A 22341-nucleotide genomic window follows, 5' to 3' on the forward strand; every position below is an offset into this window, starting at 1 on the left:
TCAGGCTCCGTAGATCGAATCGGGCGACTTCAGCACCGGCTCGACCGTCTCCCAGCGGCCGTCGTTCAGCACGCGGTAGAAGCAATGGTGGCGACCGGTATGGCAGGCGATGCCGCCGGCCTGCTCGACCTTGAGCAGCACCACGTCCTCGTCGCAGTCCAGACGAATTTCCAGCACCGTCTGGCGGTGGCCGGACTCCTCGCCCTTGCGCCACAGCCGGCCGCGCGAGCGCGACCAGTACACCGCATAGCCTTCCTCGGCGGTCAAGGCCAAGGCCTCGCGGTTCATCCAGGCCACCATCAGCACCTGGCCGGTCCCGGCTTCCTGCGCCACCACCGGCACCAGGCCATCGGCGGTCCAGCGTATCTCGTCCAGCCAGGCGCTCACCGGCGCACCTCGATGCCCTGGGCGGCCAGGAAATCCTTGGCTTGGCCGACGCTGTACTCGGCGAAATGGAAAATGCTGGCGGCCAGCACGGCATCGGCCCGGCCCTGCAGGATGCCGTCGGCGAGATGCTGGAGGTTGCCCACGCCGCCGGAGGCGATAACCGGCACGCTGACCGCGTCGCTGATCGCCCGGGTCAGCCCCAAATCGAATCCAGCCTTGGTACCGTCGCGGTCCATGCTGGTGAGCAGGATTTCGCCGGCACCCAGCTCGACCATGCGCCGCGCCCATTGCACGGCGTCCAGCCCGGTCGGTTTGCGCCCGCCGTGGGTGAAGATTTCCCAACGCGGCGGGTTCTCGCTCACCTGCTTGGCGTCGATGGCCACCACGATGCACTGCGACCCGAAACGCTCGGCGGCCTCGCGCACGAACTCGGGATTGAACACCGCGGCGGTATTGATGCTGACCTTGTCGGCTCCGGCGTTGAGCATGCGGCGGATGTCGTCCAGGGTACGGATGCCGCCGCCCACCGTCAGCGGGATGAATACCTCGCCGGCCACCTGCTCGACCACGTGCACCATGGTTTCGCGGTCGTCTGAACTGGCGGTGATGTCGAGAAAGGTGAGTTCGTCCGCGCCCTCCCGGTCGTAGCGGCGGGCGATCTCGACCGGATCGCCGGCGTCGCGGATGTCGACGAAGCGGACGCCTTTGACGACGCGGCCGTTGTCGACGTCGAGGCAGGGAATGATGCGCTTGGCCAGCATTCTAGAAGGTTTCCGCCAGCTTGAGGCCTTCTGCGAAATCCAGGGTGCCTTCGTAGATCGCCCGGCCGGTGATGGCGCCGATCACGCCGTCGCCGACGATCTCGCCCAACGCCCTGATGTCGTCGACCGTCGTGATGCCGCCGGAGGCGATCACGGGGATGTGGATCGCGCGCGCCAGCCGGGAGGTGGCCTCGATGTTCACGCCGCCCATCATGCCGTCGCGGCTGATGTCGGTGTAGATGATCGCCTCAACCCCATCTTCCTCGAACTTCTGCGCCAGGTCGATCACGTCGTGGTGCGAGAGTTTGGACCAGCCGTCGATGGCGACTTTGCCGTCGCGGGCGTCCAGCCCGATGATGATATGGTTGGGGAATTCGGCGGTGACGTCGCTCACGAAATGCGGTGCGCTGACGGCCTTGGTGCCGATGATGACGAAATCGACCCCGGCGTTCAGGTAGCCCTGGATGGTCTCCTCGTCGCGGATGCCGCCGCCGACCTGGATTTCGATGTCGGGGTAGGTCTCCCGGATGGCATGGATGGTCTCGGCATTGCGCGGCTTGCCGGCGAAGGCGCCGTCCAGGTCCACCAGATGGAGGCGCCTGGCGCCGGCGGCAACCCACCGGCCCGCCACCGCCACCGGATCGTCGGAAAACACCGTGTCGTCTTCCATGCGGCCCTGCCGCAGCCGGACGCATTTGCCGTCTTTCAAGTCGATAGCCGGTATCAGCAACATAAACGTAAGGCCCTCAACGCCCTTAAGTAACGGGTTTTCAACGGGATGTCCTAAGGTTCCCACCGGAGAAAATTTGCCAGCAGGCGCAAGCCGGCGGCCTGGCTTTTTTCGGGGTGGAACTGCACCGCGAAAACATTGCTCCGCGCCACGGCGGCCGCGAACGGGCCGGGATAGTCGCTGGTCGCGGCGACATCGGCCGGATCGGCGGGCGCCGCGTAATAGCTGTGCACGAAATAGAACCAGCTCTCCGCCGGGATGCCGGCCCAGAGCGGATGGGACAGGTCGCTGAATTGCACCCGGTTCCAGCCCATGTGCGGAATCTTGAGCGGCTCGCCGCGGGCATCGGTGAGCCCTTCCGGGAACCGCAGCACCCGGCCGGGAATGAGGCCGAGGCTGCGGGTGCCGCCGTTCTCCTCGCTCTCTTCAAGCAGCGCCTGCATGCCCAGACAAATGCCGAGGAACGGCTTCTCGGCGGCGGCGAGGCGGATCACCGGCTCCAGCCCCCGTTCAGCGACGTGGGCCATGCAGTCGCGCATGGCCCCCACGCCGGGGAACACCACGCGATCGCTCGCGAGTATCGCAGCCGGGTCGGAGGTGACCGCAACAACGGCGTTTGCGTCCGCATGCTGGAGCGCTTTGGCGATGGAGTGGAGATTCCCCATGCCGTAATCGATGACCGCCACCGAAGACATAAGCTCAGGTTCTGTCAAAAGTAAGGAAGGATAGATCAGGGATCGGGCTTAGAGCAGGCCTTTGGTCGAGGGGAGGACCCCGGCGGCCCTCGCATCGCGTTCGACGGCCGCGCGCACCGCGCGCCCGAACGCCTTGAAGATCGTCTCGGCGACGTGATGGGCGTTCTGCCCCTTGAGGTTGTCGATGTGCAGCGTCGCCTGGGCATGGTTCACGAATCCGCGGAAAAACTCGACGAAGAGGTCCACCTCGAAATCGCCGATGCGGTCTCGGGGAAAATCGACTTCGTAGAACAGGCCGGGACGCCCGGAAAAATCGATCACCACGCGGGACAGTGCCTCATCCAGGGGGACGTAGGCATGGCCGTAGCGGTGGATGCCTCGCTTGTCGCCCAGCGCCTTGCCGAGGGCTTGGCCGAGCGTGATTCCGACGTCTTCCACTGTATGGTGGGCGTCGATGTGCAGATCGCCCTTCGCTTCGACTTCCAGGTCCATGCAGCCGTGCCGCGCCACCTGGTCGAGCATGTGGTCGAGAAAAGGCACACCGCTCCGGAGTTTGCCCTTGCCGGTACCATCCAGGTCGATCTGGACCCGTATCTGCGTTTCCAGGGTATAGCGCTCGACCTCAGCGGTTCGCCTGTTCATGGGGGAGGGGGAATGAATCGTGTCTTGGCGGTTGAAGCGCCTATGATATACCGCGGGCGGAACGAGCATAAGCCCCTAGGCCCTGTCCGGCCATTCAGGCCGAAAAACCCGGCCCACAGGCCTCCCACGCCCGCCATACCTGGTCCACCACCCGGTCGATCGCCCGTCGGTCGGTCCAGGGGCTCATGATGAAGGATTTGATGGCGGCAATACGACCGTAGCCGCGCCCAGCGTCGCGATAGGCGTCGGTCCAGGACAGCAGCACACCCTCGCCCTTCACCGCCTTGGCATGCATCCGGTCGAAGATTTCGCGGTTGAAACGGTTGTGGCGCTCCAGCACGTCGGCGAATCCCGGATCGGTCAGCTCGCGATGGTAGGCCGCCGCCGCGTCGGTCCCTGGCGGGTAGAGCCGGAACAGCGTGACCGGGCCGAAATTGCAGCCGTTCAGGATATGGACGAAATCCAGCTCCTCCAGCAGCTCGCGCAGGCGTTCCGACATTTCCACGCTGTGGCCGAGGATGACCCGGTAGCCCTCCTTGCCGAGCAGCCGGAGATTGGCGAGGGCGGCGAGCGCACCGGCCCCGGAGCGCGAGCATTCCAGCGTGAACAGCCCCGGATGGTAATGGCCGAACTGGTAGAGATAAGGCATCTGCGCCGGATCGCGGCTCAGCAGCGCGAGGTCCTCGCGGTTCTTCACCAGCACGGCGCTGGACACGTAGGGCGCATAGCCGGTCTTATGGAAGTCCAGCCCGATGCTGTCGGCGCGGTGCAGGAAGCCGATGCGCTCCACCGAATCCTGCAGCGAGCGCAGGGTACGGGCATGGAATCCCAAGGGATTCAGCTCGAAGTCGTAGTCCTTGAACACCGACCACGGCCAGCCGATCACCGCGTCCGCATGGAGGTGTGGCCGATACGGCAGGCGGTATTCCTCCGCCAGCACATCCCGCAGATCGGCGATCGCGGCGAGGTCGTCGATGCCGAACGCGTCGGTGGTGCCGAGGGTGGCGATGATCGCCGCCACTTCCTCGCCGGCGTCGAACCGCCGCCGCAACTCGCTTTCCAGATGCGTCAGCGACATCTCGTTCTGCAGCGTAGTGGGCACGGTGACCAGATTCTCGCTGCCGAGCCCCAGCCAGCCGGCGACGTTCACCCGGGAATAGTGCGACACCCCCGAAGCCAGTACCTTGTACGGCTTGCGGACGCCTTCCCGCATCGCACGACCGCCCGAAATTTTCTCCAGGGCCAGCTTCAGGCCGTAGAGTATCGTGCCGGTGCCGCCGAAGGTGAACACCCCGCCGGCATGCTCCCGCTCGTAGCCCACCAGATCCGCCAGCATGGCCACCGCCTCGATTTCGGCTTCGGCGAAGCGTGCCGAATATTCGTCCCAGATGATGTTCGGATTGTAGATGGCACTGGCGATGAAGGCGGTGATGCTGGCGATGGTGGGAGGCGGAATCACGTTGGCCTGGGCGTTGGGATGAGCCCATACCACCATGCCACGGCAATAGTCCGCCAACATCGCGGTAATCTGCTCGATCGAACTCATCCGCTCCGGCATCGGCAAGGCGCGCTGGGCGGAATAATCGCCGTCCAGCGTCGAGCCCAGGATGGGCGAGGCCGACTTGAGATCGTCCACCCGGTCCAGGAAACAGGACAGCGTGTGCACGAAGTAGCCGTCCATGACCGGATTGGACACCGGCGCAGGGAAGCAGGCCTTGAGGGTTTCGAGAATCTCGCTGTAATGACGATGATAGGTATTCACGTTCATCCGTCCCTTTTGCCCTGCTCCCGTTCGGGAGCGTTCGATCTTAGCAAACTAAACCACGCGCCCTCCGAGGTCCAGCTTCGAACACGGGCGATATAATCGCCGCAGCCAACACCCCGCCGAGGAGCACGAATGGATTTCCGAATGAACTCCCCCACCGGCAAGGCCATCCTGGCGCGCGCCAGGGGCGCGGACTACGCCCACCCCGGCGAAGAGGACGCCATTCTCGCCGCGGTCGAAGGACTGCCGCGCGATGGGATCCACCGCCTCCTGGATGTCGGCTGCGGGCGCGGCGGTACCGCCGATTGGTTTCAGCGCCACGGCTGGGGCGAGGTGACCGGAGTGGACATCGACGCCGCGTCGATCGATTACGCCAGGGAGCGTTATCCCGAAGTCCGGTTTATGCAGCAGGACGCCTGCCGCATGGAGCCTGCACAGTTCGACGGATTCGATCTGATCTACCTGTTCACGGCCCTGTACGCCTTCCCCGACCAGGCGGAGGCACTGCGCCGAATGAAGGCGGCCGCACGTCCGGGGGGCATCCTGCTCCTCGTCGACTATACCCGGCCCGCGGGCCAGCCCCCGCCACCCGAACTCGGTTCCGAGATCGGTCATCCGATCGAATTCGAAACGGTGGCCGATACCCTGGCCGCGGCCGGCTGGAAGCTGCAGACCCGGGAGGACTGGAGCCTGCGGTTTGCAGGCTGGTACGAGGACCTCCTTAGCCGATTCGCACGCGAGCGCGACTGGATCGTGGATACGTACGGTCCGGATTGGTGCGGCTACGTGATCGGCTGGTATGGAGCGCTTGCGAAGGCGCTCGCCGAGGGAAGGCTGGGCGGCACACTCGTGCGGGCGAAGGCGCTGGACTGGGCCTGACCGTGACCGGGATGTTGGCCTATCTGCAAAACTGCGATTACGCTTAGAATTCGGTATGCCTGTCCGTCAGGCAGCGTCCGGCTGAAATCCGCCCTAGGTCGCGAGCACAGGAGGCAAGACATGGCTAAAGCAATCCCCGACGGTTATCACACCGTCATCCCTTATCTGGTGGTTCGGGGCGCCGCCGAATTGATCGAGTTCATGAAAACCGCCTTCGACGCGAAGGAATGGGAACGGATCATGCGGCCGGACGGCACCGTCGGCCATGCCGAAATGCGGGTCGGCGACTCCGTGATCATGCTGAGCGAAGCGAGAGGCGAGTGGCAGCCCATGCCCGGCGCGATCTATCTCTATGTCCCCGACTCCGACGCCGCCTACCAGCGCGCGCTCGACGCGGGGGCGGCCTCGATCTCGCCGCCCGCCAACCAGTTCTACGGGGACCGCCACGGCGGCGTACGCGACGCATCGGGCAACATCTGGTGGATCGCCACCCACATCGAGGACGTGCCGGCCGAGGAACTCAAGCAGCGCGCCGAAGTCTTCTTCTCCAAGCACTGAAGGTTCGCATAAACGCCGACCGCCGCGTCACGCTGCTCCATGCGCCCGACGGCCGCTCCACCGGCACGCTCAGGCTGCTGAAAGAACTCGGCGCCGGCCGCGAACGGCGCATTACGGTCAAATTCGGCCCGGTGCCGGCACTGGACGCGGAACTCGCCGCGGCCCAAGGCTGACACTTTCAATCGCTCCCGCCCAGCACCAGCCGCCCGGGCGGGCGCGCCCAAAACTGAGGCGACGCCCCATTATTGAGCGCCTACCACCCAAACGCCCGTCTAATCAGACCCGTACGGCCATCCAGGAACGGAAGGCTTTCCACGCCTAAAGTATAAAGACATCCGCGACGAATTGAAAAAAGAATAAGCCAGAGGTTTCGTTTTGAGACGATACGTAATATGATCTTGCGCACATCATTGGTGCATATAGATTTTATGCACCTATTTGATGCAACCTACAGTGAGCCAAGATCCCGTCCAAGAGGAACGCTCCATGCTTACCAAAACCATGACGACAACTACCTTGGGCATCGCGCTGACCATGGGCCTCCTGGCCGGGCAGGCCCATGCCAAACCCGATATCGTCACCGAAAACGACGTCAAGAGCTGCCGGTTCTTGAAAAACGTCACGGGTTCTTCGGGATACGGCAAGAACTTCGGGAGCTGGCAGCCCCAGGCCAAGGCATCCGCCGAAAGGGAGGCCGCCCAGATCGGCGCGAGCCACATCGTCTGGGGCGACCTCAGGTCGTCCGGAGTATTCAACGGTATCGCGACAGCCAAGGCTTACGACTGCGGCAGGTAGTACCCCCCCCCAAAGCCGGGGGACACCGCGTCCCCCGGCCAATAAACGGACTTCCTCAATCCCCATCGTCTTGGGCAGGACGGCTCATCCGTCCTGTATTTTTTGCGGCGGCCTGCGCCCTGCCACCATCCTCGTCCCGCATCGGCATTGACAGAAGACAATAGGTGCATATACTCCTTCCTATCAGTGATAGAACGGTGCGACCTTGCTTCCCTCCGAGCCCCCTGCCGAGTACGAACCGGACTACCAGATGTGCGCGGACTGCACGGGATTCAACCTGCGCAAGGCCATGCGCGCGGTCGGCCAGCACTATGACGACGCCTTGCGTCCCGCCGGTATTCGGGGCACGCAGTTTTCCCTCCTGGTTGCGGCGAAGATGGCGGGGCCGGTGACGGTGACCCGGCTGGCCGAAATGGCTGTGATGGATCGGACGACACTGACCCGCAACCTGAACGTGCTGGAAAAGCAAGGACTCGTCGCCGTGGCTCCGGGCGCGGACCGCCGGACCAGACGGGTCGCAATCACGGACCAAGGCCTCGCCGTCCTTCGGCAAGCCTACCCGCTTTGGCAGCATGCCCAGGCCCGGCTGATGGCGAAACTCGGGCCCGACCGGTTGCAATCCCTGAGGGATAACATGGCGACGCTGGTCGACGCCGCCTTAGCGCGGTGAAATTTTTTTCGCCATTTATGTGTATCTACACTTTTATACCGACTCAACGGCGGAGGTCGACTCCCATGAACCACACCCCTGCGAAAGCCCTGCGAAACCATCCCACGGTAAGACGCCTGCTGGACAAGCCTCCGGCACAGGCGAAGGACACACCGGCGCTCGAGGCCGCCTGGCTCGGCAAGATTGCCCTGGAGGCGGGCGCCGAGGATGTCGGCTTCGTCGGCATGGAGCGGGCCGAACTAGCGCCGCAGCGAGAGGACATCCTGCGGGCCTTTCCCTTTGCGAAAACCTTGCTGAGTTTCGTCTGCCGCATGAACCGCGAAAATATCCGGGCGCCGAGCCGTTCCGTCGCCAATCTCGAATTCCACCAGTCGGCGGATGCGGTCAACGAGACTGGCAGGCGGATCGTCCGGACATTGGAGCGGCATGGCGTCCGCGCCGCCAACACCGCCGTCGGATTCCCCATGGAAGCGGACCGGTGGCCGGCCAAGATGTGGGTGATCTCCCACAAGCCAGTGGCCGAAGCCGCTGGGCTGGGCCGGATGGGCTTGCACCGGAACGTCATTCATCCCGTTTTCGGCAGCTTCATCCTGCTCGGCACGGTGGTCCTGGATGCCACGGTCGACCATGAATCCCGCCCCATCGACTACAATCCCTGTCTGGAGTGCAAACTTTGCGTCGGCGCCTGCCCGACGGGAGCAATCGGGGCGGACGGCCATTTCGATTTTTCCGCCTGTTACACCCACAACTACCGGGAATTCATGGGAGGCTTCGCCGACTGGGCCGAAACGGTCGCCGCCAGCACAAGCGCATCGGGTTACCGGAAGAAGGTCGCCGATGCCGAATCGGTATCGCTGTGGCAGAGCCTCTCGTTCGGGGCGAACTACAAGGCTGCCTATTGCCTGTCGGTGTGCCCGGCGGGGGAAGACGTGATCCGGCCGTTTCTGGAGGATCGGAAACGCTTCATCGCCGACGTGATGCGCCCGCTGCAGGACAAATCCGAAACGGTGTACGTGATCGCCGGCTCCGACGCGGAGGATCACGTCCGCCGCCGGTTTCCGCATAAATCCGCCAGACGGGTGCGAAACACGCTCCGGCCCACGTCGATACGGACCTTCCTGAGCGGACTGCCGCTGGTGTTTCAGCCGGGCCGGGCCAAGGGCCTCCGCGCGACCTACCATTTCAGGTTCACCGGGGAGGAAACCCTCAACGCCACCGTCGTGATCCACGACAGGACCCTCGAGGTCCGGGAGGGCCTCCATGGCCAGCCCGATTTCCGGCTCACGGCCGACGGCAAGACCTGGCTCGGCTTCCTGGCGGGAGAAATCAACCTGGTCGGGGCACTGCTGCGCCGCAAAATACGGTTCAGGGGCGCTCCGAAGCTGCTTCAGGCGTTCGGTCGGTGTTTTCCCACTTGATTTTCCCCTTGCCAGGAACAGGGAAAAAGCGTTATGAAATGCATCGCCTGCCTTGCGGATGACGCCGCCGCCCAATCTTCAGGACTTTACGCCCGCGGAAGCCCCTACCTCCTCGCCTCGGCCGCCCAGGCCAGGGAATCCTCCATGACATACGACGCAAATCCGCGAAAACCGGCGGCTTTCGCCCTTATCGCTCTCCTCGCGATTCTGTCGACACTCGCGGCCTGCTCGGACAGCCGCGGAGGACCGGACCAGGCCCGGCCGGTCCTTACCTTTCGGGTCGCCGCAGATACCGGTTCCGCCGGCATGAGCTTCGCCGGCGAAATCAAGGCCCGCCACGAGACTGCCTTATCCTTCCGGGTCGCAGGAAAGCTGGCTTCCCGCCCGGTCGAACTGGGGGACAGGGTCCGGAAAGGCCAGTTGCTGGCTAGTCTCGACGCCGCCGACTACAAGTTGGCCGTGCAAACCGCCAAGGCCCAGTTGACCTCCTCCCGGGCGGAGCTGGAATTCGCCCGTGAAGACCTTCAGCGATACCGCGAACTCCTGGACCAGCGCGTCGTCAGCCCCCCCGAATTCGATCGCCGCCGCACGGCTTTCACGGCCGCGAAGGAGCGCGTAGCTGCGCTCGAAGCGCAGTTCGGCCAGGCAGTCAACCAGGCGGACTACACCGAGCTGCGCTCCGACCGGGACGGGGTGGTGACGGCAGTCGGGGCGGAAGCCGGCCAGGTAGTCGCCCCCGGCCAGCCGGTGCTCACCCTGGCCCGGCTCGACGAACAGGAGGTCAGCGTCGACATTCCCGAGCATCGCGTCGGCCGGGTCCATCCGGGCCAGGAGGCGGCGGTGACGCTTTGGGCCGACGGGCGGACGCTCAGGGCGCGCATTCGCGAGGTCGCCGCGGCGGCCGACCCCGCCAGCCGGACCTACCGGGTCCGGGCGACCCTGCTCGAAGGCCGGGACACCGCCCGCCTCGGCATGACAGCGACCCTCTGGATGGACGCAGCCGGGCCGGAGGGAGCGGCGATCCCGCTCTCGGCCGTGTTCAGCTCCCAGCAGCAGCCCGATCCCCCGCGGGTGTGGCTGGTGGACGAGGCGCAGCTCACGGTCAGATCGGTGCCCGTCCGGCTGAGTGGAGTTTTGAGCGCGGAACGCATCGCCGTCGAAGGACTGGTGCCCGGTCAGCTCGTGGTGAGTGCCGGCGTGCAGCGCCTCGCCGAAGGCCAGAAAGTGCGCATCCTTCCCGATCCGGCCGGCCGCCGGCTATGAAAGGATTCAACCTGAGCCAATGGGCGCTGGAACACCGCGCCTTTACCGGCTTCCTCATGGCTCTCATCCTGCTGGGCGGACTTTTCGCCTACTTCCGTCTGGAACAGCGGGAAGATCCGGAATTCACCTTCCGCCTGATGGTGGTGAAGACGCTGTATCCGGGCGCGACGGCGCGCGAGGTGGAGCAGCAGCTCACCGACCGCCTGGAAAAAAAGCTTCAGGAACTCCCGGACCTCGACCACCTGCGCAGCTATTCCAAGCCGGGAGAATCGCTGATTTTCGTGGTGCCCCGCGAGGAGACCTCGCCGGAAGAGGTCGCCGACATCTGGTACCAAGTCCGCAAGAAGATCGGCGACATCCGGATGACGCTGCCGCAGGGCGTCATCGGCCCCTTCTTCAACGACGAATTCGGCGATACCTACAGCCTCGTGTACGCCTTCTCCGGCGAAGGCTTCGATTACGCCCGGCTCAAAGATCAGGTCGACGCCGCCCGCCAGCAGCTACTGCGGGTCAAGGACGTGGAAAAGGCCGATCTCATCGGTGCCCAGGACGAAAAGATCTACATCGAATTTTCCGACAAGAAGATGGCCCGGCTGGGACTGGACGCCACGGAGGTCGCCGCCAACCTGCAGGCCCAGAACGCCATGACGCCCGCCGGAACGGTGTACACCCCCGCGGGCGATTGGCCGATCCGGCTCACCGGGGCCTTCGACTCGGCGGAACACGTGGCGAATCTGGCGGTGCGCGTCGGCGGCCGGACCTTCCGGGTCGGCGACTTCGCCGAAGTCCGGCGTGGCTACGTCGACCCGCCGGAATTCCGGATGCGTTTCAAGGGCAAGGACGCGATCGGACTGGGCATCGCCATGAACAGGAAGGGCGACGTGCTGGCGCTGGGGAAGGCTCTGGACGCCACGCTGAAGCGCATCGAAAGCGAGCTGCCGGTCGGCATCGAGGTGGAAAAGGTAGCCGACCAGGCACAGGTCGTCCGGCGCTCCATCGGCGAATTCAAGCGCACCTTCTTCGAAGCCCTGGCGGCGGTGCTCCTGGTCAGCTTCCTGAGCCTGGGGCTGCGGGCGGGCGCGGTCGTCGCGCTCACGGTGCCCCTGGTGCTGGCCGCCACCCTCCTCGGGATGCTGCTGACCGGCATCGCCCTGCACCGCATCTCGCTGGGCGCGCTGATCTTGGCACTCGGCCTGCTGGTGGACGATGCCATGATAGCCATCGAGATGATGGCCCGGAAGCTCGAGGAAGGCTGGGACCGGATGCGGGCCGCGACCTTCGCCTACAGCGCTACCGCCTTTCCGATGCTCACCGGGACCCTGATCACCATCGCCGGCTTCCTGCCGGTGGGCCTAGCCCGGTCACAGGCCGGCGAATACACGCAAGCGATCTTCCAGGTGGTGGGGCTCTCGCTGCTGCTATCCTGGTTCGGCGCGGTGATCTTCACGCCTTACCTGGGATTCATGGCGCTCGATCCGAAAGGCGCCGGCACCGCCCACGAACTCTACGACACGCCTTTCTACAGCCGCCTGCGGGGATGGGTATCGGCCTGCGTCGAGCACCGCGGCAAGGTCATCCTGGCGACGGCCGCCCTGTTCGCCGTCGGCATCGCGGCCTTGAGTCGGGTGCCGGAACAGTTTTTCCCGCTATCGAACCGGCCGGAGGTCATGATCGACCTGTGGCTGCCCGAAGGAAGCAGTTTCGCCCAGACCGAAGCCGCGGCCAAGCGCATGGAGGCGGTTCTGGCCAATGACCCGGATGTGCTGAATTACGCCGCCTATATCGGCGGCGGCAGCCCGCGCTTTTTCCTGCTCGTCGTGCAGCAACTCGCCAATGCCAATCTGGCCGAATTCGTGGTGATGACGGGCGACAACGGCGCCCGCGAGCGGGTGATGCGGCGAGTCCGCAAGGCACTGGCCGCGGATTTTCCGGAAGTACGCGGGCGTGCCATGCGCCTGAACGTCGGCCCGCCGATGGACTATCCCGTGGTGTTCAGGGTGTTCGGCGAAGACCAGGCCGTCGTCCGCGGCATCGCCGACCGGGTGGCGGCGGTCATGCGCGCCAATCCCCATACCGTGGACGTGAACGACGACTGGCACGAGCGCATCCCCTCGCTGCGGCTGGTGCTGGACCAGGACAAGGCAAGGACGCTGGGCGTCAGCACCGCATCTCTCGCACGGGCCCTGCAGGCTTACTACAGCGGCGTGACGGTGGGACAGTTCCGAGAAGACGACAAGCTCATCGATATCGTCTGGCGCGCCCAGACCCGTTTGCGGACTGACGCCAGCGGCCTGCCTGACCTCGCCGTGCCTGCCGGCAGCGGCAACCCGGTGCCGCTGTCCCAACTGGTGCGGTTCGAAACCGTATTCGAGGACGGCGTGCGCTGGCGCCGCAACCGCTTCCCGGCAATCTCGGTGCGCGCCGACGTGGCCGACGGCATGCTGGCACCCGACGTGGCGGCGGAGATCGAGCCGGCCCTCAAACCCATCCTCGACGAACTGCCGCCCGGCTATTTCGTCGAAACCGGCGCCGCCAGGGAGGACGCCTGGATCGCCCAGAAGTCGATCCTGATCTGGATTCCGCTGGTGCTCGTCGTCACCCTGCTGCTGCTGATGCTGCAATTGCAGAACCTGTCCCGCACCTTCTTGGTGTTCGTCACTGCACCCCTGGGCGTGATCGGAGCCGCCTTCGCCCTGCTGCTGTTCCGGGCGCCGTTCGGTTTCGTGGCGCTGCTCGGCATCATCGCCCTGGCCGGCATGATCATGCGCAACTCGGTGATCCTGGTGGACCAGATCGAGCAGGACGAAAAGGCCGGCCTCGACACCCGCCGCGCCATCGTCGAGTCCACGGTCCGCCGCTTCCGGCCGATCATGCTCACGGCGGCGGCCGCGATCCTCGCCATGATCCCGCTGTCCACCAACGACTTCTTCGCCCCGCAGGCGATCGCCATCATGGGCGGACTCACCGTGGCTACCCTGCTCACGGTGTTCTTCCTGCCGGCGCTTTATGCCGCCTGGTTCAGGGTCGGCCGCCGACCCCGGCGCGAGGGGGCCGGATGACAAATTCTTCGGGAGCGAATTTGGACAGCCGGAGGCTGCCAGAAGGGGGCGCGCCAAGGCGGGCGCGCATGAAACCGCTCCAGACGGCGCTGGCCGGCGCGCTGGCCGCAAGCCTCCTGTCCGCCTGCACGCCGACGCGGATCGATCCCCCGGCGCCACTGGCTTCTCCCGCGGACTGGAACCATGCCCCTGCGGCACAGCCGGCATCCGATCCGGCGGCGCTGAAACGCTGGTGGAAAGGTTTCAACGACCCGACGCTGAACGCCCTGATCAAGCACGCGCTCGCCGCCAACCAGGACCTCCGGATCGCCCAGGCGCGGGTGCGGGAGGCCGCGGCCATGGTGGTCGTCGCCGAATCCGCGCTGTATCCCAGCGTCGACTTCTTCACTTCCGGCGGACGCGAAAAGAGGATCGACCGTATCATCGCCGTCCCCGGCTCCCAGGGATATCAGCTGATCACCCCCACGGCCGACATGGTCACCGGCGGCCTCGCCGCACGCTGGGAGCTGGACCTGTTCGGCCAGCGCCACCTGGAAGCCGAGGCAGCGGCAGCGCAGGCGCTTAGCGCGCAGGAAGCCCTGCATGCCGCCCAGGTCGGGCTGCTGGCCCAGGTGGCGACGAACTACCTGGAACTGCGCGGAGTGCAGCGGCAGACGGCGGTATTCGAGGACAATCTCGCAGTGCAGCACGACCGGCTTAAGGCTTTGAAGGCGTTCTACCGCGCCGGCCTCGCGAACGAAACCGCCGTCGCCGGCCAGGAAGCGCTAGTGCAAAGCGCGGAGGCGGCACTGCCGGCGCTGAAGGAAACCTCTGTCCGTTTGATTCACCGTCTGGGGGTCCTGACCGGCCAGCCGCCGCAAGCACTGCAAGCCAGGTTGACCGAAACCCGCCCGCTACCGGACTCGGCGCCCGCCATTCCCAAACTGCTGCCGTCGAGTCTGCTCGCGCAGCGGCCCGACCTCCGCCAGACGCAGGCCGAAGTCCTCGCCGCGGCGGCCGGCCTGGGCGCGGCCCGCGCCGACCTGCTGCCGAAACTCGTGCTGTCGGCCAGCGGAGGCTTCGGCGCGCTGGCAGTCGGCGGCTTTCCCAGCCTGGCCGAAAGCGTCTATGCCTTAGGGTCCGGACTCACCGCACCGGTGTTCAATGCCGGGCGCATCCGCTCGCAGATCGCCGCCGCCGATGCCAGGCTCGACCAGGTCGCCGCGAATTACGAAAAGACCTTCCTGCTCGCACTGGAGGACGTGGAAAACGCCTTCGTCGCGCACCGCACGGCGAACCAGCGCTACAACAGGCTGGCGGAAGCGGAAGCGGCGGCGGAACATGCCCGGCATTCGACCGAAGCGCTGTATCAACGGGGAGCGGCAGATTACATTTCAGTGCTGGACGCGAAAGCTTCGAAGCTATCGGTCCTGGATGAAAACATCAAGGCTCGGACCTCCGCGCTGGTTGCGCTGGTGTCCTTATACCGGGCGTTCGGCGGGGGATGGCTGGAGGAACCGGCTGCCGCCAAAACGGACTGACGGGAGCCCAAAGATCTACTTCTCGGGGACTCTCCCCTTCGGCAACGGCGCGAAAATTTCATTCCCCCAGAGCCTCCAGCAATTTCGCTTCGCTCTTGATCGCATCGCCCCGTCCCCAGGCCGTCACGCCTTCCACGAACCAGCGCGGGTCGCCGGGATGCGGCAGGACCACGTCGAACTCCGCATAAAACGAGCCGTCGCCGTGGAATTTCATTTGTCCGATACTGTGGCCGCGGGCGTCGCGCCAATGGCCGCAAAGGGTTTCCTCGCCGCTGTAAGGGTCCTTGCTGGTCTCAAACTCGGCCTGATCGTAGACCGGGAGCCGCGAAAGCCCCTCGGGCGCGATCCCCAACTTCTCGATTTCGCCCCTCAGCCTGGCGCACACCGCTTCCCCCCGGCGCCTCGACTCGTCATCAATCGTCGTCATCATCGTCGTCGGATGCAATTTTGCGGCGCCGCACCGTCTTGGGATCGGCGGTGATCGCCCGGTAAATCTCGATGCGGTCGCCTTCCTTCACCGGCGCATCCAGCTTGACCAGCTTGCCGAAGATGCCGACCTTCTGGACGCCCAGGTCGATTTCCGGAAACCGCTTCAGGATGCCCGAATGGCCGATCGCCTGCTCAACCGTGCTGTCATCGGGCACTTCCATGCGCAGCCAGAGCTGGCGATCGGAGTCCGCATAACATACGCCTACGTTCATAACTCAGCCGCCCCTTCAAGTCTCAGCCAGAGTCTCGCCGATCGGGACCGGGCGGCTCCGGCGTTCCGCCAGCTTGCGGTCGATCATTTTCTTGCCCGCCAGGATGAAACCCAGCATCAGGAATCCGCCCGGCGGCAGGGCCATCAGCAGGAAGCCGCGGTAATCGTGTATCAGCACCGTTTCCAGCCAGGCGAAGGAGTCGCCCATCAGCAGGCGGGCGCTGGCGAACAAGGTGCCGGCGCCCAGCATTTCGCGGGTCGCGCCCAGCACTACCAGGGCCAGGGTGAAACCCAGCCCCATCATCAGTCCGTCCATCGCGGCATGGGCCACCGGGTTGCGGGAAGCATAAGCCTCCGCCCGGCCGAGAATGGCGCAATTGGTCACGATCAGCGGAATGAACAGCCCCAGCACCTTGTGCATCTCGTGCAGCCAGGCGTTCATCAACATGTCCACCAGGGTCACCACCATGGCAATCAGCACCACGAAGATGGGAATGCGGATTTCCGGCGGGATCAGCGCCCGCACCCAGGAAACCAGCACATTGCAGACCACCATCACCGCAACCGTCGCCAAGCCCATCCCTAAGCCGTTGGTCGCCGTGCCGGTGACGGCCAGCAAGGGGCACAGGCCGATGCTCTGGCTGAAGACGATGTTGTTGTCCCACAAGCCGTCGCGGGTGATCTTGCGGAATTCCGGATTCATTTTTGCCCTCCTATGACGGGAGAAACCAGTTCGTCCCGATGCCGCTGGAAGAATTGCAGGCCTTTCTGCACGCCCCGGACGACGGCCCGAGGGGTGATGGTGGCACCGGCGAATTGGTCGAAGTCGCCGCCGTCCTTTTTCACCTTCCAACGCTCGGGCGCGGTGTTGTCCAGCGAACGGCCGGTGAAAGCCAGAATCCAGTCCGATTTGGCGGTTTCGATCTTGTCGCCCAAGCCCGGCGTCTCGGCATGCGCCACGACCCGAACGCCGAGCACGGTACCGTCGGCCCGCAGCCCCATCACCAGGGCGATCGGCCCGGAATAGCCTCCGGTGGCGGACAGCTTGAACGCCACCGCGGTGACCTCGCCGCCTTTACGCGCCAAATAGACCGGTACCTCCCCCAAGCCGGATTCGCCGGTATCGGACACGCCGCGCACATCCTGCAGCAGATCGTTGTCGTGCAGTTCGGGCGGCAGCACTTGCTCCAACGTCGCCAGCATGTCTTCGGCCTGACGGCTTTCGATGGGCCCCGAAGTAACCAGATCGCCGAAACCGAGCAGCACGCTGGCGACCAGACCGGCGGCTGCCAGCAGATAGGTCTGGTAATCCAGGCGCTGGCGCAGGCTGTCCAGGTCGTCGAACTGGCGCCGGACCCACCGCCAGCGGGCGATGGCATAGGCGCGGAACTGCTCCGCCGTGATGCTGCTCATCGCCGCCCTCCTGGCAGGTCCAGCGGTCGGCCCTTGAGGTCGCGCCCGTAGATGCGCGGCCGCACGTAATGGTCGATGACCGGCGTCAGCGAATTCATCAACAGCACCGAGAAGCCGGCGCCCTCGGGGTAAGCGCCCCAGGTACGGATGACGAAGATGAACAAGCCGCAGCCGGCGCCGAATATCAGTTGCCCGGCGGGGCTGCTGGGCGAGGTGACGTAGTCGGTGGCGATGAAGAACGCCGCCAGCATCACCGCACCGGAAGTCAGATGGAACAGCGGTCCGGCATAGCGTTCGCCGTCGATCAGAGCGAAGACGCCGGCCAGCAGCGCCACCGTCGCCAGCAGCGAGGCCGGAATGTGCCAGGTGATGATCTTTTTCTTCAGCAGCCAGAGCCCCCCCAAGGCCACCAGCAGCGAGGAAGTCTCGCCCAGGCTGCCGGCCTGCCAACCGAAGAAGGAGGACAAGGCGCCGTAATGGCCGGAGACCAGGGATTCGCTCAGGCCCCTGCCCTGCGACAGCTCGGTTTTCCAATGCCCGATGATCGTCGGGCCGGTCATGCCGTCGGGCGGAACCGCACCGCCGAAAGTGATCGACAAACTCTCGAACAGTCCCGGCGCGGATGAGGAAAACGGCAGCGAGGGCAGCGCCCAGGTCGTCATTTCCAGCGGAAACGCCACCAGCAAGGTCACCCGCGCCAGCATGGCGGGATTGAAAAGATTCTGGCCGAGCCCGCCGAACACCTGCTTGCCGACCACGATGGCCATGGCTGCGCCGACCACGCCGATCCACCACGGCGCCCAGGGCGGCAGTGTCATCGCCACCAGCCAGCCGCTCAGCGCGGCGGAACCGTCCAGCACAGCCGCCCGCACCGGCTTGCCGGCCATGGACAGGCACAGGGCTTCGAACCCCAGGGCCGACAACAAAGTCACCGACCACAGGAAAAACGCCGGCCAGCCGAAGATCAAGATGCCGAAGACCGTGGCCGGCACCATGGCCAGCATCACCGCCAGCATGATGCCCTGGACCTGACTGTCGGTGCGGGTAAACGGCCCGCTCGATAGGGATAGGCTCATGCCGCCTCCTCGGCCTTGCGCTGCTGCGCCTGGGCCTTGCGCTGGGCCGCCAGCGCGGCCTGCTCCTGCTTGTGGCGCTCGAACCGCGCCTGCCGCTCCTCGGCCAAGCGTTTCGTCTGCTCGGTCCGGTGCTTGTTCTGCTCGCGCGCCACCAACTCGCCGCTGGCGTATTTGAAATAGTGCACCAATGGAATTTCCGAAGGGCAGACGTAGGAGCAGGAGCCGCAGCTGATGCAGTCCTTCAAGCCATAACCCAGCGCGGATTCCAACTGGCCGGCGCGGATTCGGGACATCATTTCCAGCGGCAGCAGTCCGGCGGGGCAGGCGCTGACGCAGCGCGAGCAGCGGATGCAGGCCTTGGCATCGGAAGCGGCGACTTCCTGGGCCGACAGCGCCAGGATGCCGCAAGTGCCCTTCACCAGCGGCACCTTGGGATGCGGCAGCGAATCGCCCATCATCGGCCCGCCCATGACGTAACGCGAAGTGTGTTCCGGGCGATGCCCGCAATAGGCCAGGAGGTCCTCCAGCAGGGTGCCGATGGGCGCCTCGATATTGCGCGGCGCCGCCACCGCCGACCCGCTCACCGTCACCACCCGGCTGATCAGCGGCCGGCCGTAGCGCACCGCCTGCTGCACGGCATAGGCGGTGCCGACGTTGTGCATCAGCACGCCGATGTCGGCGGAACGGCCGCCGGCCGGCACCTCCTTGCCGGTGAAATAGCCGATGAGCTGCTTGTCCCAACCCATGGGATACAGCGAAGGCACCTTCCGCACGTCGATCTTGCCGCCGTGCGGCGCCGCGGCGGCCTTCATCGCGGCATAGGCCTCCGGCTTGTTGTCCTCGATGCCGACGATGGCCTGGCTGCACTCCAAACCGTGCAGCATGATGAGGATGCCGTCGACGACGTCGGCGGAGCGTTCGCGCATCAGCCGGTCGTCGCAAGTCAGGTAGGGCTCGCACTCGCCGCCGTTGATGAGCAGGGTCTGTATCTTGGTCTTGCGCCCCAGGTTCAGCTTGACCGCCGACGGGAACGCCGCCCCGCCCATGCCCACCACGCCGGCCGCGCCGACGCGGGCGCTGATTTCCTCGGGCGCCAGAGCGAACGGGTCGTCCACCGCCTCGGTTTCGATCCAGCGGTCTTCGCCGTCCGGCTCCAGCAGCAGAGTCTGGGTCGGAAGAGCCGAAGGATGTGGCGCGGGATAATCCAGGATATCCGTCACGAGACCCGACGTCGGCGCATGCACCGGGGCGGAAATGGTCCCCTGCCCTTTCGCCAGCAACTGGCCCTTCAGCACCTTATCGCCCACCCGCACCACCGGCTCGGCGGGCTGTCCGGCGTGCTGCTGCAGGCACAGATAGAGCAGCTTGGGCAACGGAAAACCGGTTTCGATGGCGCGCTCGGACGTCGATTCCTTGTGCGGCTCGGGATGGACGCCGCCGCGGATCTTGCCGGGCGACCCGAAGGAAAGAAAACCGAAGGCCGCCATGGTCAAGCCGCCTTGGCCGTAACCGTTTCCGGACTGGGCCAGCGCCAATTACGCAAAGTGGTCTTGATCGGATGCAGCCGCAGGCATTCGGTGGGGCAGACGTCCACGCACTTGCCGCAGGCGGTGCAGGCGTCGGCGATGACGGCGTGGATCTGCTTGGGCGCACCGACCAGGGCATCGGTCGGGCAGACCTTGTAGCAGCGGGCACAGCCGATGCAGGTCGATTCGTCCACCCGCGCCACCATCGGCACCTGGTCTTCCACGTCGGACAGGTCCAGGTCGATCGACAGCTTATTGGCAAGTTGCTCGGCCAGGGCCCGCCCGCCCGGCGGGCACAGGGTCGCTGGCGCCTCGCCCGCTACCAGAGCCTCGGCGGCCGGGCGGCAGCCCGGATAACCGCACTGGCCGCATTGCGAACCCGGCATCATGGCCTCGATCTCGTCGATCAGCGGATTCTCTTCGACTTTCAGGTAGCGCGCCGCCAAGCCGAGCAGAAACCCCAGCCCCAGGCCCATGGCGGTCAAACTGATGATGGCAAACAGTATGTACATATGCTTCCCTCAAATGTCCGGTTCAATGCGAGTTCAAGCCCGCGAAACCCATGAAAGCCAGGGATAGAATGCCTGCCGCGATGAATGCGATCGGCGGACCGTTGAAAGCCTCCGGCACGCTCATCAAGGCCATCCGCTCCCGCATGCCTGCGAATATCACCATGACTAGCGTGAATCCCAGCGCCGAGCCGAAGCCGAACAGCGCGCTGTGAAGAAAATCGTATTCCTGCTGGATGTTCAGCAAAGCCACGCCCAACACAGCGCAGTTGGTGGTGATCAGCGGTAGGAAGATGCCCAGCACCTGGTACAGTACCGGGCTGGTCTTCTTCACCACCATCTCGGTGAACTGCACCACGGCCGCGATCACCAGGATGAACGAAAGAATCCGCAGGAAGCCGATGCCCAACGGCATCAGAATGAAATGCTCGATGAACCAGCTCGCCACCGCGGTCAGGGTCAGCACGAAGGTCGTCGCAAAGCCCATGCCGATGGCCGAATCGAGCTTCTTGGACACGCCCATGAAGGGACACAGTCCCAGGAACTTGACCAGCACCACGTTGTTGACCAGGGCCGTGCCGAGCAACAGCATCAGGTAGTCGTTCACTCTTAAGGCTTCCTCGGGGTTTTAGTCTGGCTGAGGCATAACGCATGCCAATGCCGGGCTGCACGTCCTACCCCACTAACCGTGTGTAATTGCGACGCCGGGTGCGCCGGGTACCCGGTTCGGGCTTGTCGGAAATTGCACATGCCCCTCCGTTTCGTGGGGCTTTGTCATCTTTACTACAAAGGGCGCGCGCCGCCAGCCGGCATTTCCGTGCGACGAAGGGGCTTGGCCGCGAATTTGCTCGATCCAGGGCATCGGCCTCTTCAAGACTTCTGGAACACCCATGAAATGGAACGACACCTACGACATCGCCGCCGCCCTCGCCGACCAGCACTCGGACGTCGACCCGCGATACGTCCGCTTCACCGATCTGCTGGCCTGGGTCGCAGCGCTCGAAGGCTTCGCCGACAGCGCCGACAAATGCAATGAAAAGATCCTGGAGGCGATCCAGATGGCATGGATCGATGAGGTGAGTTAGAAAGCACGAACTGAGGACCGGTCCGCCCCTGCATCCAAGGTAAGAGCCCCGGATTTGTGGCAGGGCACCTCCGGAACACCGCACCTTGACTGAAGAGCACGGCGGGCAGATGATGAGACCCGGACCGATGCCCATTGAGCCATGCGAGGTGACCCATGACCGGACCCGGCAAACGACTCGACCCCGCCCATCAGCCGCGCAGAGACAGCATGTTCGAAGAGCATGTGCACGATCCCTACCGCGCCCGAGGCAAGTGGCCGGAACCAACGACGTGTCCCGAATGCGGCGCGATCTTTCGTCACGGACGCTGGCAGTGGGGAGAGGCCGAGCAAGGCGCCGAGCATCATCTCTGTCCAGCGTGCCAGAGGATGCGCGATCAGGTACCGGCAGGTGAGCTGACGCTGAGCGGGTCTTTTTTCGGCGCTCACCGTCCGGAAATTCTGAACCTCGTCCGGAACACGGAAGCCGCCGCTCGAGCGGAGCATCCTCTCGAACGGATCATGGCTATCACGGAAGGGGAGGATCGCACCGTCATCACGCTCACAGACACGCATCTTGCCCACGGAATCGGAGAAGCGCTGCGCCATGCCTACCAGGGTGAGTTGGATTCGCGCTACACCGACGAGGAGGCTCTGCTGCGGGTCTCCTGGAACCGCTAGGGGTACCAGAGCAGCGGCCGTGAATCGCATGGCCGCATACCGTCTAGCCTCCCCCCTCTTGACCCCGCCGGGCGCTTTTCCTAATTAGGACAAGCGCCGATAAGGAGGGCCGACGAAACAACCTCGATCGGGCTTCCGCCGGGCCGGCCAGGATCATACGGGACGTTCACCTGCTTTTCCCCGAGCCTGCAATACCGCGCCCTTGAGACCCGCACGTCACCAGGCGTGGTT

Annotated in this window: 24 protein-coding genes; 10 read left to right on the forward strand and 14 right to left on the reverse strand. The window is 65.0% G+C overall.

Annotated elements, in window-relative coordinates; genetic code table 11:
• The 6 genes from hisI to OOT43_RS10645 form a co-directional block, all read right to left on the reverse strand.
• Complete coding sequence (gene hisI, locus OOT43_RS10620; RefSeq protein WP_266020550.1) at positions 1–387, reverse strand: phosphoribosyl-AMP cyclohydrolase; 387 nt, start codon at positions 385–387, stop codon at positions 1–3.
• Positions 384–1148: an imidazole glycerol phosphate synthase subunit HisF gene (gene hisF, locus OOT43_RS10625; protein ID WP_266020551.1), complete on the reverse strand. Its 765-nt coding sequence runs from the start codon at positions 1146–1148 to the stop codon at positions 384–386. Before hisF ends, hisI begins: the two co-directional genes overlap by 4 nt.
• Before the next feature lies 1 nt (position 1149).
• Positions 1150–1881, reverse strand: a complete 732-nt coding sequence (gene hisA / locus OOT43_RS10630; protein ID WP_266020552.1) for a 1-(5-phosphoribosyl)-5-[(5-phosphoribosylamino)methylideneamino]imidazole-4-carboxamide isomerase — start codon at positions 1879–1881, stop codon at positions 1150–1152.
• Positions 1882–1931: 50 nt separating this feature from the next.
• Positions 1932–2573 (reverse strand): imidazole glycerol phosphate synthase subunit HisH, encoded by a 642-nt coding sequence (gene hisH / locus OOT43_RS10635; RefSeq protein ID WP_266020553.1) that lies wholly within the window; start codon positions 2571–2573, stop codon positions 1932–1934.
• Positions 2574–2621: 48 nt separating this feature from the next.
• Positions 2622–3215, reverse strand: a complete 594-nt coding sequence (gene hisB, locus OOT43_RS10640; RefSeq protein ID WP_266020554.1) for an imidazoleglycerol-phosphate dehydratase HisB — start codon at positions 3213–3215, stop codon at positions 2622–2624.
• A gap of 94 nt (positions 3216–3309) precedes the next feature.
• The gene (locus tag OOT43_RS10645) at positions 3310–4977 is read right to left on the reverse strand and encodes a pyridoxal phosphate-dependent decarboxylase family protein (protein ID WP_266020556.1); all 1668 of its coding nucleotides are present in this window, start codon (positions 4975–4977) and stop codon (positions 3310–3312) included.
• Between the two features lie 147 nt (positions 4978–5124).
• Here OOT43_RS10645 and OOT43_RS10650 point away from each other — a divergent pair, with 147 nt between their 5' ends.
• The 8 genes from OOT43_RS10650 (at position 5125) to OOT43_RS10685 (ending at position 15142) form a co-directional block, all read left to right on the forward strand.
• Complete coding sequence (locus OOT43_RS10650) at positions 5125–5859, forward strand: class I SAM-dependent methyltransferase (protein ID WP_266020557.1); 735 nt, start codon at positions 5125–5127, stop codon at positions 5857–5859.
• 120 nt (positions 5860–5979) lie between these two features.
• Complete coding sequence (locus OOT43_RS10655) at positions 5980–6417, forward strand: VOC family protein (RefSeq protein ID WP_266020558.1); 438 nt, start codon at positions 5980–5982, stop codon at positions 6415–6417.
• A 486-nt stretch (positions 6418–6903) separates the two neighbouring features.
• Positions 6904–7212, forward strand: a complete 309-nt coding sequence (locus OOT43_RS10660; protein ID WP_266020559.1) for a hypothetical protein — start codon at positions 6904–6906, stop codon at positions 7210–7212.
• Positions 7213–7417: 205 nt separating this feature from the next.
• A complete protein-coding gene (locus OOT43_RS10665) occupies positions 7418–7882 on the forward strand; it encodes a MarR family winged helix-turn-helix transcriptional regulator (protein WP_266020560.1) in 465 nt (154 codons plus the stop codon).
• 65 nt (positions 7883–7947) lie between these two features.
• Positions 7948–9300 carry an SCP2 sterol-binding domain-containing protein gene (locus OOT43_RS10670; protein WP_266020561.1) on the forward strand — a complete coding sequence of 451 codons (1353 nt, stop codon included), beginning with the start codon at positions 7948–7950 and terminating at the stop codon, positions 9298–9300.
• Positions 9301–9444: 144 nt separating this feature from the next.
• Positions 9445–10563, forward strand: a complete 1119-nt coding sequence (locus OOT43_RS10675; RefSeq protein ID WP_266020562.1) for an efflux RND transporter periplasmic adaptor subunit — start codon at positions 9445–9447, stop codon at positions 10561–10563.
• Complete coding sequence (locus tag OOT43_RS10680; RefSeq protein WP_266020563.1) at positions 10560–13622, forward strand: efflux RND transporter permease subunit; 3063 nt, start codon at positions 10560–10562, stop codon at positions 13620–13622. The genes OOT43_RS10675 and OOT43_RS10680 overlap by 4 nt, the downstream gene beginning before the upstream one ends.
• Before the next feature lie 68 nt (positions 13623–13690).
• Positions 13691–15142, forward strand: coding sequence for an efflux transporter outer membrane subunit (locus tag OOT43_RS10685; protein WP_266020564.1), 1452 nt, complete (start codon positions 13691–13693; stop codon positions 15140–15142).
• A 58-nt stretch (positions 15143–15200) separates the two neighbouring features.
• On the opposite strand, the gene OOT43_RS10690 is transcribed toward OOT43_RS10685, so the two are convergent.
• Genes OOT43_RS10690 through rsxA form a run of 8 tightly spaced genes read right to left on the reverse strand, consistent with a single transcriptional unit; the run spans position 15201 to position 20973 of the window.
• A complete protein-coding gene (locus tag OOT43_RS10690) occupies positions 15201–15572 on the reverse strand; it encodes a hypothetical protein (protein WP_266020565.1) in 372 nt (123 codons plus the stop codon).
• Positions 15556–15843, reverse strand: a complete 288-nt coding sequence (locus tag OOT43_RS10695; RefSeq protein WP_266020566.1) for an RnfH family protein — start codon at positions 15841–15843, stop codon at positions 15556–15558. Before OOT43_RS10695 ends, OOT43_RS10690 begins: the two co-directional genes overlap by 17 nt.
• Before the next feature lie 15 nt (positions 15844–15858).
• The gene (locus OOT43_RS10700) at positions 15859–16545 is read right to left on the reverse strand and encodes an electron transport complex subunit E (protein WP_266020567.1); all 687 of its coding nucleotides are present in this window, start codon (positions 16543–16545) and stop codon (positions 15859–15861) included.
• Positions 16542–17255: an electron transport complex subunit RsxG gene (rsxG, locus tag OOT43_RS10705; protein ID WP_266020568.1), complete on the reverse strand. Its 714-nt coding sequence runs from the start codon at positions 17253–17255 to the stop codon at positions 16542–16544. The genes OOT43_RS10700 and rsxG overlap by 4 nt, the downstream gene beginning before the upstream one ends.
• On the reverse strand, positions 17252–18331 hold the full coding sequence (locus OOT43_RS10710; RefSeq protein WP_266020569.1) for an RnfABCDGE type electron transport complex subunit D: 1080 nt from the start codon (positions 18329–18331) through the stop codon (positions 17252–17254). The genes rsxG and OOT43_RS10710 overlap by 4 nt, the downstream gene beginning before the upstream one ends.
• A complete protein-coding gene (gene rsxC, locus OOT43_RS10715; protein ID WP_266020570.1) occupies positions 18328–19818 on the reverse strand; it encodes an electron transport complex subunit RsxC in 1491 nt (496 codons plus the stop codon). The genes OOT43_RS10710 and rsxC overlap by 4 nt, the downstream gene beginning before the upstream one ends.
• Positions 19819–19820: 2 nt before the next feature.
• Entirely contained in the window at positions 19821–20369 is a 549-nt protein-coding gene (gene rsxB / locus OOT43_RS10720; RefSeq protein ID WP_266020571.1) for an electron transport complex subunit RsxB, read from the reverse strand.
• Positions 20370–20391: 22 nt separating this feature from the next.
• Positions 20392–20973 carry an electron transport complex subunit RsxA gene (gene rsxA / locus OOT43_RS10725; RefSeq protein ID WP_266020572.1) on the reverse strand — a complete coding sequence of 194 codons (582 nt, stop codon included), beginning with the start codon at positions 20971–20973 and terminating at the stop codon, positions 20392–20394.
• Between the two features lie 283 nt (positions 20974–21256).
• Here rsxA and iscX point away from each other — a divergent pair, with 283 nt between their 5' ends.
• Both iscX and OOT43_RS10735 read left to right on the forward strand, forming a co-directional pair.
• Positions 21257–21451, forward strand: a complete 195-nt coding sequence (gene iscX, locus OOT43_RS10730) for a Fe-S cluster assembly protein IscX (protein ID WP_266020573.1) — start codon at positions 21257–21259, stop codon at positions 21449–21451.
• Between the two features lie 209 nt (positions 21452–21660).
• The gene (locus OOT43_RS10735; RefSeq protein WP_266020574.1) at positions 21661–22110 is read left to right on the forward strand and encodes a BCAM0308 family protein; all 450 of its coding nucleotides are present in this window, start codon (positions 21661–21663) and stop codon (positions 22108–22110) included.
• Positions 22111–22341: the final 231 nt, after the last annotated feature.

Origin of the sequence: Methylococcus mesophilus (genome assembly GCF_026247885.1) — a bacterium.
GTDB classification, from domain to species: Bacteria; Pseudomonadota; Gammaproteobacteria; order Methylococcales; family Methylococcaceae; genus Methylococcus; species Methylococcus mesophilus.